The sequence below is a fragment of the Sulfurisphaera tokodaii str. 7 genome, assembly GCF_000011205.1.
Lineage (GTDB): Archaea > Thermoproteota > Thermoprotei_A > Sulfolobales > Sulfolobaceae > Sulfurisphaera > Sulfurisphaera tokodaii.
This window is the reverse complement of the sequence record NC_003106.2, coordinates 2,354,656-2,372,932: the sequence shown is the minus strand read 5'-3', so window position 1 is coordinate 2,372,932 and position 18,277 is coordinate 2,354,656. Positions and strand designations below refer to the sequence as shown.

The following is an 18,277-nucleotide window of genomic DNA, read 5'->3' as shown; positions in this document are numbered from 1 at the left end:
TCAACACTAGCCATAGAAAAACACATAAACTGTAGAGTGTAGAATAATCTATGGCTAAAATTTCTGAAATAGAACCATTAGTATTAGCTCATACTGAAAAAGGTAGTGCTACATGGGCATCTGTAATGATTGTTGTAAAAGTCGTGACTTCTAATGGAATGGTAGGTTATGGAGAGTCAGTACCAACTTTAAGAGTTATAAACGTCTATAATACAATAAAGCAAGTCAGTAAAGGTTACATCGGGAAAGAAGCTGAAGAACCAGAGGAAAATTATCAAGAATGGTATAAACAAGACTTTTATTTGGCAAGGTCTTTTGAATCGGCAACAGCAACTAGTGCAATAGATCAAGCATTATGGGATATAGTGGGTAAAGAGTTAGGAGCACCAATTTACAAACTTTTAGGAGGAAAAGTTAGAGATAAAATACCAGTTTATGCTAATGGTTGGTATCAAGATGCCATAACTCCAGAGGATTTTGCTGAGAAAGCCAAAGAAGTTGTTAAGCGTGGCTACAAGGCATTAAAATTTGATCCATTTGGTCCTTATTATAACTGGATAGACGAAAAAGGTTTGAAAGAAGCTGAGGAAAGAGTTAAAGCTGTTAGAGAAGCAGTTGGTAATGACGTTGATATTCTTATTGAACACCACGGTAGGTTTAATGCAGATAGTGCAATATTGATAGCTAAAAGGCTTGAAAAGTATAATCCAATGTTTATGGAGGAACCAGTACATCATGAAGATATAGAGGGGTTAAGAAAGTATAGACAACACACTAGTTTAAATATTGCTTTAGGCGAGAGGCTTATTAGCTTAAAAGAAACTGCTGTGTACGTCTCTGAAGGGTTAGTAAATATTCTACAACCAGATTTATGTAACATAGGTGGAATAACTGTAGGGAGAAAAGTTATTAGTTTAGCTGAAGCATTTGATGTAGAAATTGCTTTTCATAATGCGTTTGGTTCTATTCAAAATGCTTATTCTTTACAAATGAGTGCAATAACTCCTAACCTTTATCTCTTGGAGAACTTTTACGATTGGTTCCCACAATGGAAGAGAGATATAGTTTTTGATGAGACTAAAGTAGAGAACGGACATGTAAAAGTTCCAGATAAGCCTGGAATTGGAGTAAGCATTAATGAGAAACTAGTAGAAAGTCTAAAAGTGGAACCTAAAGAGTTAGAAGTCCAGGAAGAGCCAGTTTGGGTTGTTAAAGGAACATGGAAAAAATATTTAACTTGACGAAAAGCTTATGTGTGTATACTTATAATATCCAGTTAAGTTAGTTGTATTATTTTGTATTCCTTCAGCCGAGAAGATTTCTTTAAATCCTACATTATTTACTAAGAACCACGATGTCAAGTTCTTTTGTGTATTAGCATAGTTTGCTGTAAGCTTAACCAATATAGCTCCACCATAAGAGTTTATGATTTCAATAATACCTCCGAAACCTCCTATCGCTGTTAAATTCTCAATAGTTTTTATTGTCGTATTATAATTGTTAAACAAGTACTCGTAGTAATATTCTAAGCTAAGAGATAAAGTACCATTCTGGAAATAGGATAGATTATATGGTATTACATGTGGATTACTAATTGGTACTTCAATTGTACTAAGATCTAACAATACAGGATAGTTTCCAGATATAATTAAAGTTGAGTTATAAATTCCCTTGTCCATTGAGACTTCATAAAATCTTTCGTCTAGATATGCCTTTTCGAAAATTTGGTTAAAGGTTTGATAGGCAACAAATTTACCTACTTGTAGTGTCCAAGTAAATTCTTCTCCATGTTCGAATGTTAGCAGAGATGAGTAGTTTAACAGATAATTACCATCTTCTTGATAATACCCAGCTGAAAAGCCAGTTGAGAATATAGGCGTTGAGTCTATGAATCTTGAGATAGAAGTTAATGGTTTTGCTGATATTAATGGGTTTGATTGATTAACCCATAGCATTAAAACACCAGAGATATCCCAATCAAATGCTGTACTTCCAGTAATTTGATATGCTGTTATTAAGTTTGTTACACAAGTTGTTATGTTTGCAGTTAAACCGTAAGCTAACATTGGAGTTAAATCAATTATCATTGGTGAGTGGAATGAAAGTGTATTTATCGACGTTAATGGTTTCCACCAGAATAAATCTATTCCTCCAGTATAAATTGTCTCATACGGATTAACTACACCAACTAACAAGTTATCATAGTAAATAAGAATATTCCTAGTTGCAGGTTCATTAGTATACCAGAATTCATCAAGACCTCCTCCTTCCTCATAAAGTAATAATTCCATCTTGTAAGTACCATTGGGTATAGCAACTTGTTGTGTAATACTTGGGCTAACAGGGTTCAGTATTACGTAAGAGTAATTGTATTTACTTAAATACAATGGTATAAACATATTAGGTAAACCTTTTGGCTTATTACCAGGATACAAGATTAATGTTACGTTCATATGATATAATCCAGTTATTCCTATTTTTGCATCATAGAAGTTTTCAATTACCAGCTGAAACGTAACATTACCTTGTAGTAGGTTTTCAAAGAGTGTTAAATCTACTTGGGAAGTAGAGTTAGCAAATTCTTGCGTAGACCCCCAAAATATTGGAACACCATTAACGAATATATAAGCTGCTCTATCATATTGAGCACCGTTATTTTCAGATATGGATATGTTCATTAAGATTAAGCTGTAATTACCCGGAGGAATGTAAACTCTCTTCAAGATTGGCATTAAACCAGTATTGTTAAATGTTGCATTTACGGCAACGGGTATTATTATTGGAGTAACATTAGTTGGTGGCTTTATCTGGAATGCTTCAAAAGAGTAGTATTTCGGATCAAGATAATTAGGTAAGGTTATGTTAAGTGGCATATATGGGTGCTTATAGTTTACTTCAGTAGGTATACCGGAAACTAGGATGGGGAAAAATAACATAGAAATTAAAAACATAGAAAGAAGGAATTTGCTTAACTTATTCATCTTTTCCCACCCCTCCTAAAGAGTAAAAGTAAAAAGAGAATAACTGCAACTATAGCTATAACTAAACCAATTATTGATATATCTGTCGTAGTTGATAATGAAGATTTAAGATTAATTACTGATGAATTTAGGGCGTTAATTGTTGAATGAACTTGTATTAATGGATAACTATTATATACCACTAATGTATAATTGTATTCTATTCCATCAGAAATTGCTAAAGCAATTATGTTGTTTCCAGTTGGTGAAATGGCAGAGTTAAACGGAATAGTTATTTCTATTCCAGAGGTTGTTGGAGTAACAGAATAAGGTACACTATTGCCATTTATCTTTACGTTTACAACCTTTAAATATTTACCACTTATAGATAAAGTAATATTATTTGTTAAAGTAGTTATATTTATAGGATATGAAATTATCTTAGGCGCCGGTACTGCACTTAAAGCAGTTACATTATTTAGACTAACACCATGCATAAATACATTAGTATTTACACTCTGATTAATTGCGTAATTAACATTACTAAAAGTAACTGAGGTCAATGTAATATTTGATGATACAGTGTTTATTCCAATTTCACTATCTAATATTTCACTATCTATAACATTTACATTTGATGAGTATGTTTCTATCTTGTTTAATTTAGAATCTATTATTGTAACCGTAGAATTCTTAATAATGAGAGTATTTACAATTACGTTATTTAATATGTATTTACCATTCATAAGTGTTAATGAGGGAGAATATATTTGCTCAAGCTCTATTGCACCTCCTTGATAAGCAAATCCTATACTAGTTGCATTAATAGGAGTAATTATCTTTGTACCTATATCAGTGTAAGGAAGAACTGTAAGGAAGTTACTAATTGACTCTGTAATAGCACCTTCGGGTGAAATACCGCTAACTTCTAAATACCATGGACCGCTTAGAGAGTAGAGCGGAGATCCTTGATATATATTTGTTGAATTTATCGAAGGAACTGAAATAACCCCTACCCATTCATTTAATGTGGAATTATACTGTAATGGTATCTCAGTGTAGAATTCTAATGTTAATTGCTCAAATTGCAATTCTGATGGTACTAATGTAGCTTGGAACTCTCCATACTTTACTTCTGTACCGTTAGGATAAGTGATATTAGCATAAACTTTTATATTTTCTCCTTCAATTGCATTTCCCTCATATTTCACCTGAGTATGAATAACATAAGGAGACACATAAATGAAGTCTGTGTAATTAAGTTCTTCAACACCTACGGAACTATTATACCATGCCTCGGTTACTACAGTATATATTCCAGCTGTCGCGTTTAATGGAATTGTATAGTTAGCCTCGTGATAACCAAAAGCAATTATATCTCCGAATTGTACAATATCTAACGCCAATTTAAGTGGTATTTCAGCAATAAGTTTTCCTTGAGGATTGTATATAAAGGCTGTTACATTAGATGTGAAAATACCTAAACCATTCTGATCAAAGGTAAATGAGAATATTGTTATATTCTCTCCCGGCGAGACTGAAGAAAATCCATCATCAATTGGAGTGAATACGAGTGTTTCAACGTTTATTCCTCCAAAGGTCTGATATAAATACGCAGAACCATAAGAATCATTAATATACATTAAATAAACTCCCTCTGGTTCTGGTGTTACTAAAGCGTATACTCCCTCATATAATCCCGGAATTCTAGTTGGTAATAAGGTTACATTAAATATATTTTTAGTATTATAAATGAAGTAAGCTGTAAATGAAGGATATTCTACTGGAGTCACGTTAGGATAGTATATACATGCAACTACTTCAAATGGTTCATTTGGAGGTATAGTTATTTCAAATGGGAAAGGTAATGGTGAAATAATATCTATTGAAAGACCTACAGTTATTTCGTAAACTCCAGTACCAGATATACCACTAGAGGTTCCGTTAACAACTACTAGCCATATGTTAGGCGGATTTCCAGGTGAAATAGTATATGTCCCTACCCAATAGGTTCCGTTAAATGTTAATGGTATTTTAGTTAATAACCCTTCAGTTGTATATATGTAAGCTGAGAAAGATCCGCTAGTAACCGTTGTAGTGTTTGGATAACTAATTTTGGCAATAATTTCAAAAGTTGTATTATACATAAACCACGGATAAGGTACACCAGGTTCTGTAGCAGTAACAGATATAGCTAACCTCGATTGTTTAAAGTAATCCTCTACAGCTTTTAATAAACCGTAAAAGTCTGGAGTTCCTAAACCAGTTACTAAATTATATCCAGAATGGGCTGAATATAACCCATTAAATCCGAAAGTTATTTGGTGAAATGCCTGGTTATATAATGTGGAGTTTGAGTAGATCCAATATAGAATATTGTTAAACAACCCTAATGGTTTATGAATAATTGAAACAATATCTGCAGCTAATCCAGCCCATATTGGTGTAGATAAGCTCGTTCCTCCTATTACTTCTTCTTGACCTAAGACATATATCAGCAAACCAGTATATGGATTAGCATCTGCCGCAACGTCTGGCGTAGCTCTAGTGGTACCATTAATCATGTACTGATACCACGGCTTTGGATAATAAGTACTATAACCTCCATCACTACCTATAAATGGAAAGTCTAAGTTAAATATACTCCACCCTGTTTCAAAACCATATGTGGTAGTAGAGTTCTGAGCAGAAAGATAACCTGAAGTTACATTTACATAAAGCGAAGTTCCACCAACACCAGTTACAAAGGGTGAGGTTGCAGGATAAGAAACTCCTCCGTATGTTGTTAATGTTCCGCCATAAGCACCCTCATCACCGCTAGCAGCAAAGAATGAAATTCCTTCAACTGTGCCTAAAGCAAAATAATAATCCCAATAGGGTAAGTTAGGCATTGGAACTCCGTCAAATACGAAGTAAAATCCCGTATCTCCTATTGTATTCTCTATCATTCCAAAACTCATAGAAGTTATATTCGCTAAATCTTCACTAACTATATAGTCGATAGCTTCTGGAATTAAGCCAGGAGTAGAGGGAACTACTAGGACTATATGAGCATAAGGGGCAATAGCGTGAACTGTCTCCACATCAAGAGCAGTTTCTATATCCCAACCAGTAGATAAACCAAAGAGTGGATGATAAGGTCCTAAAGGAATAATAGTTAGATTAACTGGTGGTAAGTGGAAATGCTGATCAAAGATCTGTAAATCTTCGTATATTGTAGGATCACCATATGCATCAATTATTGCAACAGTAGTACCATTACCACTCTGAGTTATATTGTAAGCTCCAATAATATCTTGCGGAGAGTACATATCCGCAGCAAATTGAAAAGTAGTTACTTGTGGAAATGTCATATTAGGAATTAATTTACCATTTACTACCTTACCTAAAACCTCAAGATTTAGTTGATAATTATAAGTAGTATAGTTAGTTAGACCATTAATTGTAACCCCAGCAAAGAATGAGGGTAGGATAGGATTTGTAGAAGGCTTATAATATACTATGTTACCATACTTATATAAATCCAAGGTAGTGTGAAAAGTTTCTTCAACTACGGAAACCGGAGCTTCAGCTATAACCACAAAAGGATTTTGCACTGAAATAGTGAAACCATGAGATTCCAGATAATTTGTAACTTCACTTTCTAACTGCGTCTGTGCGAACTCTTTCATAACTTGTTTAAATGAAATTGGTTTAGTCTGATGATTAGCAACTTCCTCCGCTGTTAAATATAGTAAGTTAAAGTTTTTAGGAGGAATAAGAAAACCTATTGTTATTTCCATATTTTGAGGGAGAGAACCTATTTTTACTCCTTTTAATTGAGGTCCTATATAAGTTGCGGAAAAACTATTTATTGGCGATATTATAGTTAATATACTAAATAATATTATAACAGCTATAGGTACAGATAAAACACTTTTCATATTTGTTTATTACAAAAATGCTAGATATAAATATTTTCATTAGAGCTTTTACATCAGAATTTTATATGATTAAGGTTTTATAAATTAAAAGAAATTATTGACTTTGCACATTTTGTTCTTCTTCTAATTCCTCTTTTGCTACTTCCTCTAAAGGCTTATGTTTAGGTTCTGGTACAAAGAAATACGTTAGTACTGCACCAATAATGCTTACTATTGCTAGCATTATCAAAATATTCTTAATACCTATTGATGCTAATAACAATGGGAATAGATAGGTTGTTATAGCTGCTCCTAATTTACCACTGGCAGCTGATATTCCATGACCAGTTGTTCTATATCTTACTGGATAAACTTCAGCTGGTATAACAAATGTAGTTGTATTAGGACCGAAGTCTATAAAGAAGTAGGATAGCGAATATATTGCAAATGCCAAAGTTGATGGTATTATAAATCCAGTTATTTTAGTTCCAGAAGTTAGAGCTATTGATGCCACAATTCCGTAAATTAAAGCCATCATTACGAAGCCTTGTAATTGAATTACTTTCCTACCTAATTTATCCATTAAAGCTACTGCTGTGAAATATCCTGGAAATCCAACTAAGAATGGTATTGCACCTAGAAATAAATCTTTAGCTAAATCTGCTTGGAACTCCGCTAATGATAAAGTTACATGAGTAGCTGGAAACGGACTACCAAAGATTGGAGCTAATACAGCAGAAGAGTATGTTCCAGTACCGTAGAATGCTATATCTAGAATAAACCACGTTCCAGCGGTTCCTATTAATAATAAACCATATTTTGCAAAGAATTCAGAAATACTAAGTCTCTTTGATATTACACGCTTATCTACATCTAATTTTGTTCCAAGTAATTCGGCAGCTTTTTTAGCTTCTTCTATGTTTCCCTTAGCAAGTAGAGAATATCTGGGAGTCTCGGGAACTTTTCTCCTTAAATAGATAACTGTAGCAGCTGGAATAGCACCAATACCTGCCATCACTCTCCATGCAATATCTGGTGGTAATGTTAAGGCTGATACAATACCTACAACTGCAGCTACTATAGATCCAATACCTTGATTAGCAAATACTAAGGATACTAATTTTCCTCTGTCCTTAACATTAGCATATTCACTCATTATAGTTGAAGATATTGGGTAATCTCCACCAATTCCAAATCCCATTAACATTCTGAATGCTATAAGTGCTGGTAAATTCCATGCTAATGCACTTAGAAAAGCGCCTAGTGTTAACAGCATAGCTTCAATACCGTAAACACTCTTTCTTCCTAATCTGTCACCCAAATAACCAAATAATAACTGACCTATAATTGCTGTCCAAATTGCTGAAGATGCTAATAAACCTGTCCAAAAGGCTGCATTATGCCCAATCAAATATTCAGTAAAACCTGGTATAATGATTCCTGCATAAGTATGTGCATACTCTATAGTGGCTATTATATAACCTATGATTAGTAGATCATATGCATCAGTAAAAAAACCCATTCCTGCAGTATACCATATCTTTATGTGATTAAAGGAAAGTTTCAAAGAATCCAACGATTTAAAGGGGTTATTTGACATCTTAACTTCAGCACTTATATCAGCCTCGCAATTTATAATCTTATCGTATAGAGCATATAGTTAACAATATAAACTATTGTTAACTATATAGTTTATATACTTACTTGACAACTAATACCGGTACATCAGCCTTACTTACAAGTGCAGATGAAACACTACCTAAAATTACCTTCTTTAAACCAGTTAAACCCCTGCTACCGGTAACTATCATATTACAGTTAATTTTTTTGCAGTATTCTATTATTGCTGAAGAAACATCTGGGCTTTCTAATATTTCTGTAGTCACTTTATACCCTTCTAAATCCTTCAAAACTTGTTTCTGTTTTTCTTCAGCTTCCTCTCGTTCTTGAATAATCTTTTGTTCCGGTGATTTAGGAGCTTCCTTAACCACAGTAACTAGATATATTTCATCCTCCTTCCTTAACAGATTGAGTATAAAAAATAATGCCTTTTTTGAATTATCTGATCCATCATAAGCTACTAGGATTTTCACAATATAGAATATGGCGAACAAGTATATATCCTTAAAATTGAAAAAACTAAAAACTGTTTAACCGAACAATGGGACTTTACTTCTTTTTGGTGGTCTAGGAATTAAAGGTGTCATTAATGCCGACAGTAAACCAAAGATGGAGACTATTAGAAGTGCTTCTACTAAGCCGTAAACATTACTAAGAAAACCTACTATTAGAGGGCCAATAGCTCCTCCACCTGTAACACCTATTCCCCAAACTAGTGCATTTGCTAATCCAGTTGAATTTCTAGGTACTAAGTCGCTTGTTAATGATAAAGTTAATGGAAAGTTACTATATGTGAAGAAACCAAATAAAGGTAGCCACAGGAGATTGTGGGTATAGATGAACAGTAAAAATGATATAACTGCACCGCCTGTTGAAACACCTTGCAATAGTCTTCTTCCAGCTATATCTGAGAGGTACCCAAGTAACGGCTGGCCTATAATTGCTGCAGCTAATATTCCAGTAATTACTAGACCTAAATATGAATTATAAGAAAAACCTAAAAGTTGTAAAAGTATAATAGTTAAAAATTGTGACACTCCTTGAGTAAATATACTTCTAAAGAGAGATATAATTGTCAGTATACTTACGACATATATTGGGGTCCTAGCAGAGGTCTTGTTACTATCTTTTTTATCATCAGTAAATGTTAATTTTATTATTAGACTTGGAAAAGAAAATATCATAGAAATGATACCTATAATGATCATGTCAAGTGACATGTTCTCCTTCAATGCGTCGAAGAGAAATAGTGTAATATACGGATATAATGATCTGCCAGCACTTCCCATAGCTCCATTTATACCTAATGCTATGCCCCCACTTCCTTGATAGGTTAAGGCCAATGCTGAAGCACCTAGTGGATGATAAAAAGCTGAGGCAACACCAGAAATTACTACTGATAGTATTATTATAGGTAAATTATCGCCCTTAATTCCTAAGCCTAGTATTATTAATCCAAGTCCCCATAATATAATTCCTAAACTCATTGCTTGTAATGGTTTTCCAGTTTTATCAGCTATATAGCTAACAAATGGTGATGCTAAAGCGCTTAATGCAAAGAAAATTGTTCCTAATAAACCCACAAGTAGATTTGAAAAACCTAAGTATTTTACCATAAAACCATAGACAGTTGGCAAAACCCAGGTATTTCCATCATTTATAAAATGAGATATTGAAGTAGTAAAAAGGACTTTTGTTTTCACATGAAAAAGTTAGGATATGAACAATTTAAGTTTGACTCGTTAAAACTTTTTCTTTCTTCAACTTCTCAATGTATTCATCAATACTAATCAATTCGTTGTTATCGTCAACTACATAAGTTCCAGCTAATCCTTTTCTAGCTTTTGCAATGTACCATACTGTTGCTGATAGAAGTATTACTAAAATTGATAGACTCTGAAATACATCGGGTGTTTGGAATGATAAAATTACACCAGTAGTATTTATTAATGTAGCTGATATTGGAATTATTAAAACTGGCAGTGATAAAGAATTAATCCTCCAATAGAATACTGGAACACCAAAACCGTCTATTATCCTTCCAGCTAGCCAAAAGACACTTGTTACAACACTAATCTCGTTAAAGGCATTTTGAACTGATCCTGTTATAATTATCGAAAATATTGTAAATAAAGCTGATAGAATTCCTACGAACATAGTTGCCATAATAGGTTCTTGTGTCCTATTAGTTTTTTCGAATAATTTAGGCATAGCTTTTTCTCTAGCTAAATTAAATAGAACCCTAGCACTGCCTACAGTTGTACCTATATTAGACGCTAATAAACTATTTATTGACATTAGCAATCCGATCATCACTATAGGAAGCCCAAATGCAAATAACTCTTGAATAAGTGGTTGATTAGAATTTTCTAAACTTGTTAAAGAACCGTTCCATAGAGCGACTAAACCATAAGTACCAGCTAGTATTGCAGAACCACCAATTACTAAAGACAACCACATACCAAATGTTATTGTTTTTCTAGGTACTTTAGATTCTTCACCTAAATATGTTGATGCACCAGCACCAGATATACTTACAATAGATAATATCATAGCAGTACCTATAGCGCTTAATGATGCACCAGAAGGACTAAAATAAGATAAATTAAAGCCCTTAGTTGCTACGGCATAAATAAACATTGCGTAAAGCATAATAACTTCTAACGTAGCACTTACACTAACTATTTTACCTAACAAACTTCTTATATGAGTCGTAAATGAGATTATTGTTGGATAAAGTAAACCTAAAGCAATAAATAAGTATAATATGTAAGCGGGGATAGTAACATTAACTATTTGTGAATAAGTTTGAACGAGTAAATATATCGCTAAAGCGTTTACTGCATTTAGAGCTGAATAAGCTATAACTTCAATAACAGCCTCATAATAGGCAAGAGTTTTCTTTCTCCATGCTGCTGCACCATATGTGTAATATCCTCCAGCCGAGGCTATTTTTGATGAATACCTTGTAAGTGTGTAAATCCATAATGCACTACCAATTAGAGCTAAAACTGTAGCAAAAACTACTGCCTTACCAGCATAAGTAATTGCGGCTGTTGTAGTAGAAACTACACTACCTAATGGTGCAGTAACTGCCATAGCTTGACCATAAGCTTCTCTTATACTCAAAGATCCTTTAGCAAGTCCCATCTAATCTCCCTATAAGCTTTTCTGTCCTAAATATTTTTAAAATTATCCTTAGTTATTCAAGGAACTTTCAGCAAAGCTTATAGGGAGAACTCGTTAAAAAATATTAAATAGGCTTATAGGGAAAAAAGAAATTATTCAAAAATATGTGAGGAGAAACTGATCAATAATAAATAAAAATATTTATATTCTCATATTAATTAAGCCTTACTTATAAGCTCTATACATTTTGCAACTGAAGTTTTCAGTTCTTCGAACCTAATTCTTACCTCTGGTGGAAAGGGCTTTTTAGGTTTTATTGAATTTAAAAGTTCTAAAGAAGAATTTAAAAGTGATTTGGCTTCATTCTCATTAAAAATTAATTTTTTATATGCCTCTTTTATTTTCTTAACTGCATCGTTCCATATTTTTAGATCTTCCTCAGTAATTTCACCATCTTTTATTAGAAAAGTATGCATATCATCATTTACTAATGGTATATCATTATCTATTACTTTCCAAAGTATCGAAATAACTTCCTCTTTCATCAACTAAAAATAACTAATTAAGCTTTATTAGAGTTATCTTTAATGTTAATTTATGATAAATGAAATTTTAGGATACATAACGACTATTTTAGCTGGATCAGCAATAGTACTTGGAGGCATTGTAGAGGGATATGGCTATGGATTATCTTTAGGAACTAATTGGCCTTATACTAATAATATGGTAGAACTAGCTGGAAAAGGAGACCCAGAAGCTATACATAGAATTGTAGCTACATTAGTAGGAATATTTTCCCTAATACTCCTCATTATAGATTTCAACACAATAACTATTGTTGGTTTTATTAGTATTGTTGCTACTGCCCTTTTAGGGATGGCTACCTTGTACGTACTTGCTGGTAAATTACCTTCAATATTTCAAGGTTTTCATGATATAGCGGCTTATACAACATTCATTACTTATCTTATTTTAGCAACTGATTACATATCTCCATCAAAATATATTGGATTTCTTATAAATGCAATAACTCCTCCTCATTTTCTTTATTTTGTAATATTTATGGGCGGTGTTGTTACTGGAACTAGAAGAATGAAATTAAGTATTGGTGATGTTAGAAAACCTAAGAATAGACTTCAATGGGCATGGGTTATCCATGGTATAGTAGCTGCTATATTTTTCATAGCATTAATTATTCTAAGATACTGGATACCATTAGTATTTGCACTTATAGAAAGTGCAGTAGGATTATGGACTTATTATCAAATAAACAAAAATCCCACTAAACCTGGGGCTGTAATAGGTTTACATCAGTTATTTTCTCTCGCTGTAGTAGTATCACTAATATTTTTCAGCTGAGGTGCATGAAATCACAGCTCATTTGTGTGAAACTCATCATCTAAATTTTTTATCTCTAATCCTCCTTTTGAATCTGGCGTTAAATTATAGTACCTATAAAGAAGTTCTGCTACAGCCTCATATAATAATTCATTTATTGTAGTTCTATTAGAGTTTAAACTAGAAGAAGTAAATCTCCACGGTCTCCCTTGTAAAACTTTCGCTATCAATATAATTTCTTGTTCTGGCGTTAATGACCAATCTCTTTTTGCATCCCAGAAGTACTTTAAGGTAATCATGTGTATTCCATCCGCTGAAGATTCATAGGGGCTAACACCTTGAACAAAAGCAAGAACCTTATCTACATAAATCCTATTTACATTAATCTCTTTATGCACTTTTATGCCATTTAATATTATTCTAACAATTTCTGGATCCATGCTAAAGTATATATCATGTAATGTATTAAGTATCTTGTCTTTTAATATCATAGAAGCAATAAACGTTGCTTTTACAGCAATCTCGCTAATTGGTTTTATCACCACAACTGGATAATCACCAAGTTTCTCATTTTTCTTAGGAGATACATGAACTGGGACATAACCATTTTTTATCCAAAAGTTCAATACTCTTGCATCCCCCATAAATGCTGAACCAACCCAATCCACACCCTCTTCCTTAGCACTCTCCTCTACCATATTCAACATTGTACTACCTAGACCCTTATCCTGGAGTTCTTGAACTACAGCTATTCGGACTATTCTCCATCCCTTCATTTTGCCGAAGTCTCTAAGCCTTACGTGTTTTATTAATCTATCCGGTATTAGATCTCCATCAAAAGTACCACCTTTTAATGCTAAATCGATAAGACTATCTGGCAAGTCACCTTCTTGAGCTATTTGTACTACACCAATATATTTACCGTCTAATGTGCTCAAAGTCTTAATTTTATGGTGAACTCCGTCAGCCATTATCATTAAATCGTTAGGATTATTCCTATAATGTGCAGTGACAAGTATACCATATATTTGTCTTAATTTATGATCATCGTTAAAGATTTCTTCAACATTTGCTGATTCGTATATCACGTGGCTTACATTTTGTGGAGGTTCATCGGGTTCTGCATCAAGAAGAAGTGTATCATATAACCATTTTTCTACTGGATCTCCTTCCGCATATCTAAGTGGTTTGATGAGCTCTTGCCACATTACAGAAACTTTTCTCGTAGTAAGAATTCTCTTTAAGTATCTTAGAAACGCCTTACCAGAACCTTCATAACCATGTACTGTAGTAACTAGTACTACTTTCTTCCACGTTTTGATTGCTGAATCTATGTATCCAATACCTATAGCTGCAGCTTCATCAACAACTAAAAGATCTCCTTCATCTTCTAGCGTTGCCTCTGGAATTTCATAATAAACTTTGAAATTTGAACCTTCTATGGATAGTGGGTAACCGTATATTGAGTCTTTACTCTTATAGGGAATTGATAATGCATCTAATCCTTTTTTAAGAAAAAGCATTAGTTGGGAAATACTAGTTGATGATGGGGCAGTTACAACTACTTTAAATTTCTTCTTTTTTTCTATTTTTGAAATTAATCCAGCTAGCCCTAAACCTGTTACTGCACTCTTTCCTCTACCCCTAGCCGATGTTATTACGAAAACTTTCTTTCCCCCACCCCTAATGGTATTAAAACTTTCTAGGACTTTGTTCTGATCTTTACTCATACAAAGTTTATGTAATTCTAAAGGCATAGAGAATTTCTTAGGAATTTGAGGTGAGGGTTTTTCTTTAACCTCTCCATTAAATGGTTTTGCTATATAATCAGAATTAATAATCATAAAAATTCCTTGATGTTCATTAAGTTTTCTTAAAAACCTCTTCTCATATACATCTCGTATATTTCCGTTCTTAATTATAGAATTTCTAAACAATTTATGTTCTATTAAATTATCAGTGTATAATATACCTATTCCTCCACCTCTCACTAAATCAATTAACCTTCCTATATAATTTGGTTCGAAGTTATCGATCAGATCTAGAATTACAACATCGAAAGTTGATCCTAAATATCTATCTGATGATGAATAATCTATATCTAGAACGTCTACTAAATTACGAATTTCATTAAGTCTATCTTTTGCCCCTTTAACCCATGGATGGAATGCATAGGCAATAGAGGGTTTTGAGTTAATTTTTAGGTAAAGCTGTAAAATTTCTTTTACATGATTTAGATAATTCTTATCTTGAATAAACACTAAATTTCTATAGTATCTTTTAATACCATCAACGATACTATTTTCAAGAAGTTTAAAGAATTCTTGTTTGTCCATTAGTCATAGTTTGTATTTCTTCCTTAAAGCTTCTTCTACATCAATATTAGCAAGATTTGCTATTGAAAAAGCCCAGGCTATTACATCAGCCAACTCCTCTTCGATCGAATCCTTGTTGTTAGAGAGCAAGGCTTCAGCTAATTCTCCAATTTCTTCAACTAGCCATGTAAATGTTGCATATACTCCTCTTTCTGAATCTTTCTTAAAATACATTTCTTTTAATTTTTCTTGCACGTATTTAACCTCCAATTCCTAACTCCCTCTTTAATAATCTAATGTCATCTTTATCAATTTTTATATTCATTTTCATCTTTTGATTAAAATTGGCATCAACAAAATATACTTCTATCTCGCCTTTTTCAGAAATACTTTGTACGAATTTTTTACTTACGAAATACTCTAAATACAGTGGGTTTGACGGATCGTCATAAATTATATTCCTTAACACGACTTCTCCTTCCTCTCTATCGATTTCAAAATCTATATTAACATCTGTCCTCTTTGGCAAATCCTCTGTCATGCATATCACATACTCATCACAACACACCATGCAAGTTCCTTCCTTCAGTTGTGATTTTACATAATCTGGTATTTTCATTATACATGATGATTTATTTATTTCATTAAAAAAGTTATACTGATGAAAGTAGCTTATGGAAAGAAAGTCGTCGCTACGCAAAATTATATAGCAAGCTATGTAGGTGCAAAAGTTTTAGAGAATGGTGGGAATGCTTTTGACGCTGCAATAGCTATAAGCGCAACTTTATCAGTAGTTTTACCATATACAAGCGGATTAGGTGGTGATGGGTTTTTATTAGCAAAGACTCCAGAAGGAATAATAGCCTATAACGGATCTGGATGGGCACCTAAAGGTTTAAATGTAGAAAAAATACCTTCACCTAGACATCCCTCTACAGTAGTCGTACCGGGATTAGTGGATCTATGGAATTTTTTAATTGAAAGATATACCAGTATGAGTACCTATGAGCTATTAAAACCAGCAATAAGCCTAGCTACTAATGGATTTTATGTAAGTAAATCCCTTTACAAAGCTATAAAGAACTCGTCTAATATGCCAGAAAGTTGGATTAAAACTTATGGTAACCTTAACGCTGGCGATAAAGTTAAATTAAATGAAATGGGGCAAGTTTTAAAGATTATTGCTAAAGATCCCAGAGAGTTTTACGAAGGAAAAATTACTGAAGAAATTGTTTCTGGGTTAAGGAAACAAGGCGTTAACGTGGATTTTTCAGATTTTGCTAACTTTAAGGGAGAAGAAGTGAAACCCTTAAAAACTACCTATAAAGATTACACATTATACGAACTACCTCCAAATACTCAAGGGATCTCGACACTCCAGGCACTTAAATTAGCAGAATTAAGTAATGTTAATAAGTTCCCTTATGATGATGAGAAGAGAATAAATGAACATGTTAAAATATATGGTATAGTATATAGTGACAGAAATAACTATATAGCAGATCCGAGATTTTACCCATTAGATGTTGATTTACTAGATGAAAGATATCTTAGGAATAGAATGAAAGAATTCAGAGTAATGATAGAAAAAATGAATACACAGGATACAACTTTCTTTGTGGTTTCTGATGGGGAGAATGAAATAGGATTTATACAAAGTTTATTCTTTGCATTTGGTTCTGGTATAGTTGTTAAGGACATTCCATTTAATAATAGAGGGTTTGGATTTACTGAAGGAAGAAATAAACCAGAACCTAGGAAAAGACCTTTGCATACTCTTTCTATTCTGATGGCTGAAAAGGAGGATGAGAATTTGATAATAGGATGTGCTGGAGGCGATTTGAGACCGCAGATTCATTCTCAAGTTTTTGAATATTATGCTGATTATGGGTTAGAAATTGATGAAGCGATAGATGCTCCAAGGTTTATGTTTCTAGGAAGCAGAATAGTAGCTGAGAAGAGATTAAAAACAAAACATGAACAGCTTGATTACTATTCCCCAGAAGTTGGAGTTGTTCAAGCACTCAAAAGTAACAAAAAATACAATATTGCTGTAGCTGATCCTAGAAGTGAAGGGATTGCTTTAGTCGCTAATTAACTTTTTAATATCACATCCTACTTCCTTATAAGCTAAAATTACGGCACCTATTTCTGGTGATCTCTTTCCTAAATCACTTATTATTCCTTCTTTTTCTAGGTATAATGTAAAAAACTTATGATAAATATTAGATCTGAACATCCCTCCTTTCAAATAAACTTTATTAGTACCAATCTTTCTAGCAAGATATACCGCTTGGCTGGCTAATAATTCTGCGCCTTGTTTTAATATGTCCATCGCAACTGTATCACCTTCATTAGCTGCCTCATCTACAGCTTTAGCGATAGAAGCTACCAAATCTATTTGACAACTACTAGTATAAGACCACATAACAAGCTCATCTAGATCTTTTACATTTATCGTTTTAAGTACCTTATTATATAATATGGTCTTATTTTCGAGACCGTCCATCATTTTTAAAACTTTTCTTAATGCCTTTCTTCCAACCCAGTAAGCAGAACCGTCATCTGACAATAACCAACCCCTACCACCAACTCTTAGAAATTCCTTCCCATTATACCCTTCCACTACGCTCCCAGTACCAGCAATTACTACTACTCCGGGCTCTCCTAAGGTCTCTGCGAACAGTGCAATAACACCGTCATGCTGAATAATTACTTTAGGGGCTATTAATGAAGCTAGGGGTGTAAAATTTTCCCAATCGAATTTAGAATCAAGACCAGCCACACCCATACCTACTACATCAGCTTCACCTTTTGCAGCTATTTTTACTGCTTCTTTTATATTCTCAATAGCTCTTGTAAGTCCTACATTGTGATAATTTCCAGGCCCAGAAGAACCTTCTCCTATAAAGTTACCTTCACAATCGTATGCGACCGCTTTAGTTTTAGTACCTCCTGCATCAACACCAACTATAATCATCATGAAAAAACTTTTTACTTAATAATTATTAAA

Annotated in this window: 14 protein-coding genes; 3 read left to right on the top strand and 11 right to left on the bottom strand. The window is 33.3% G+C overall.

Going from position 1 to position 18,277, the window contains the following annotated elements; translation table 11 throughout:
• The first annotated feature begins 50 nt into the window (after positions 1 to 50).
• Positions 51 to 1,241, top strand: a complete 1,191-nt coding sequence (locus tag STK_RS13040) for a mandelate racemase/muconate lactonizing enzyme family protein (protein ID WP_010980451.1) — start codon at positions 51 to 53, stop codon at positions 1,239 to 1,241.
• Here the strand turns inward: STK_RS13040 and STK_RS13035 are convergent.
• From STK_RS13035 to STK_RS13005, 7 genes are all read right to left on the bottom strand, one after another.
• Entirely contained in the window at positions 1,233 to 2,981 is a 1,749-nt protein-coding gene (locus STK_RS13035) for a peptide-N4-asparagine amidase (RefSeq protein WP_010980450.1), read from the bottom strand. The two genes, STK_RS13040 and STK_RS13035, sit on opposite strands and share 9 nt — an antisense overlap.
• Positions 2,978 to 6,883, bottom strand: a complete 3,906-nt coding sequence (locus STK_RS13030; RefSeq protein ID WP_010980449.1) for a protease pro-enzyme activation domain-containing protein — start codon at positions 6,881 to 6,883, stop codon at positions 2,978 to 2,980. The genes STK_RS13035 and STK_RS13030 overlap by 4 nt, the downstream gene beginning before the upstream one ends.
• Before the next feature lie 94 nt (positions 6,884 to 6,977).
• Positions 6,978 to 8,462, bottom strand: a complete 1,485-nt coding sequence (locus STK_RS13025) for an MFS transporter (protein ID WP_010980448.1) — start codon at positions 8,460 to 8,462, stop codon at positions 6,978 to 6,980.
• A gap of 100 nt (positions 8,463 to 8,562) precedes the next feature.
• Positions 8,563 to 8,955, bottom strand: a complete 393-nt coding sequence (locus tag STK_RS13020; protein WP_010980447.1) for a universal stress protein — start codon at positions 8,953 to 8,955, stop codon at positions 8,563 to 8,565.
• 57 nt (positions 8,956 to 9,012) lie between these two features.
• A complete protein-coding gene (locus STK_RS13015; RefSeq protein WP_010980446.1) occupies positions 9,013 to 10,185 on the bottom strand; it encodes an MFS transporter in 1,173 nt (390 codons plus the stop codon).
• A 25-nt stretch (positions 10,186 to 10,210) separates the two neighbouring features.
• Positions 10,211 to 11,632, bottom strand: coding sequence for an APC family permease (locus STK_RS13010; RefSeq protein ID WP_010980445.1), 1,422 nt, complete (start codon positions 11,630 to 11,632; stop codon positions 10,211 to 10,213).
• Between the two features lie 197 nt (positions 11,633 to 11,829).
• Complete coding sequence (locus STK_RS13005) at positions 11,830 to 12,156, bottom strand: hypothetical protein (RefSeq protein ID WP_010980444.1); 327 nt, start codon at positions 12,154 to 12,156, stop codon at positions 11,830 to 11,832.
• A 52-nt stretch (positions 12,157 to 12,208) separates the two neighbouring features.
• Here STK_RS13005 and STK_RS13000 point away from each other — a divergent pair, with 52 nt between their 5' ends.
• Positions 12,209 to 12,970, top strand: a complete 762-nt coding sequence (locus STK_RS13000; protein WP_010980443.1) for a hypothetical protein — start codon at positions 12,209 to 12,211, stop codon at positions 12,968 to 12,970.
• An 11-nt stretch (positions 12,971 to 12,981) separates the two neighbouring features.
• On the opposite strand, the gene STK_RS12995 is transcribed toward STK_RS13000, so the two are convergent.
• From STK_RS12995 to STK_RS12985, 3 genes are read right to left on the bottom strand one after another with little or no spacing between them, the layout of a single operon-like run.
• Positions 12,982 to 15,285, bottom strand: a complete 2,304-nt coding sequence (locus STK_RS12995) for a tRNA(Met) cytidine acetyltransferase TmcA (protein ID WP_010980442.1) — start codon at positions 15,283 to 15,285, stop codon at positions 12,982 to 12,984.
• Between the two features lie 3 nt (positions 15,286 to 15,288).
• On the bottom strand, positions 15,289 to 15,534 hold the full coding sequence (locus STK_RS12990; protein WP_052846780.1) for a MazG nucleotide pyrophosphohydrolase domain-containing protein: 246 nt from the start codon (positions 15,532 to 15,534) through the stop codon (positions 15,289 to 15,291).
• On the bottom strand, positions 15,524 to 15,883 hold the full coding sequence (locus tag STK_RS12985) for a hypothetical protein (RefSeq protein WP_010980440.1): 360 nt from the start codon (positions 15,881 to 15,883) through the stop codon (positions 15,524 to 15,526). The genes STK_RS12990 and STK_RS12985 overlap by 11 nt, the downstream gene beginning before the upstream one ends.
• A gap of 42 nt (positions 15,884 to 15,925) precedes the next feature.
• Here STK_RS12985 and STK_RS12980 point away from each other — a divergent pair, with 42 nt between their 5' ends.
• Complete coding sequence (locus tag STK_RS12980; RefSeq protein WP_010980439.1) at positions 15,926 to 17,362, top strand: gamma-glutamyltransferase family protein; 1,437 nt, start codon at positions 15,926 to 15,928, stop codon at positions 17,360 to 17,362.
• On the opposite strand, the gene STK_RS12975 is transcribed toward STK_RS12980, so the two are convergent.
• A complete protein-coding gene (locus tag STK_RS12975; protein ID WP_010980438.1) occupies positions 17,348 to 18,247 on the bottom strand; it encodes a BadF/BadG/BcrA/BcrD ATPase family protein in 900 nt (299 codons plus the stop codon). The genes STK_RS12980 and STK_RS12975 overlap by 15 nt on opposite strands.
• Between the last annotated feature and the right edge of the window lie 30 nt (positions 18,248 to 18,277).

What these genes read in the sequence shown, in the direction of transcription:
- STK_RS13040 (WP_010980451.1), top strand. Translation starts at nt 51, where the DNA reads ATGGCTAAAATTTCTGAAATAGAACCATTAGTATTAGCTCATACTGAA.
- STK_RS13035 (WP_010980450.1), bottom strand. Translation starts at nt 2,981, where the DNA reads ATGAATAAGTTAAGCAAATTCCTTCTTTCTATGTTTTTAATTTCTATG.
- STK_RS13030 (WP_010980449.1), bottom strand. Translation starts at nt 6,883, where the DNA reads ATGAAAAGTGTTTTATCTGTACCTATAGCTGTTATAATATTATTTAGT.
- STK_RS13025 (WP_010980448.1), bottom strand. Translation starts at nt 8,462, where the DNA reads ATGTCAAATAACCCCTTTAAATCGTTGGATTCTTTGAAACTTTCCTTT.
- STK_RS13010 (WP_010980445.1), bottom strand. Translation starts at nt 11,632, where the DNA reads ATGGGACTTGCTAAAGGATCTTTGAGTATAAGAGAAGCTTATGGTCAA.
- STK_RS13005 (WP_010980444.1), bottom strand. Translation starts at nt 12,156, where the DNA reads ATGAAAGAGGAAGTTATTTCGATACTTTGGAAAGTAATAGATAATGAT.
- STK_RS13000 (WP_010980443.1), top strand. Translation starts at nt 12,209, where the DNA reads ATGATAAATGAAATTTTAGGATACATAACGACTATTTTAGCTGGATCA.
- STK_RS12995 (WP_010980442.1), bottom strand. Translation starts at nt 15,285, where the DNA reads ATGGACAAACAAGAATTCTTTAAACTTCTTGAAAATAGTATCGTTGAT.
- STK_RS12985 (WP_010980440.1), bottom strand. Translation starts at nt 15,883, where the DNA reads ATGAAAATACCAGATTATGTAAAATCACAACTGAAGGAAGGAACTTGC.
- STK_RS12980 (WP_010980439.1), top strand. Translation starts at nt 15,926, where the DNA reads ATGAAAGTAGCTTATGGAAAGAAAGTCGTCGCTACGCAAAATTATATA.
- STK_RS12975 (WP_010980438.1), bottom strand. Translation starts at nt 18,247, where the DNA reads ATGATGATTATAGTTGGTGTTGATGCAGGAGGTACTAAAACTAAAGCG.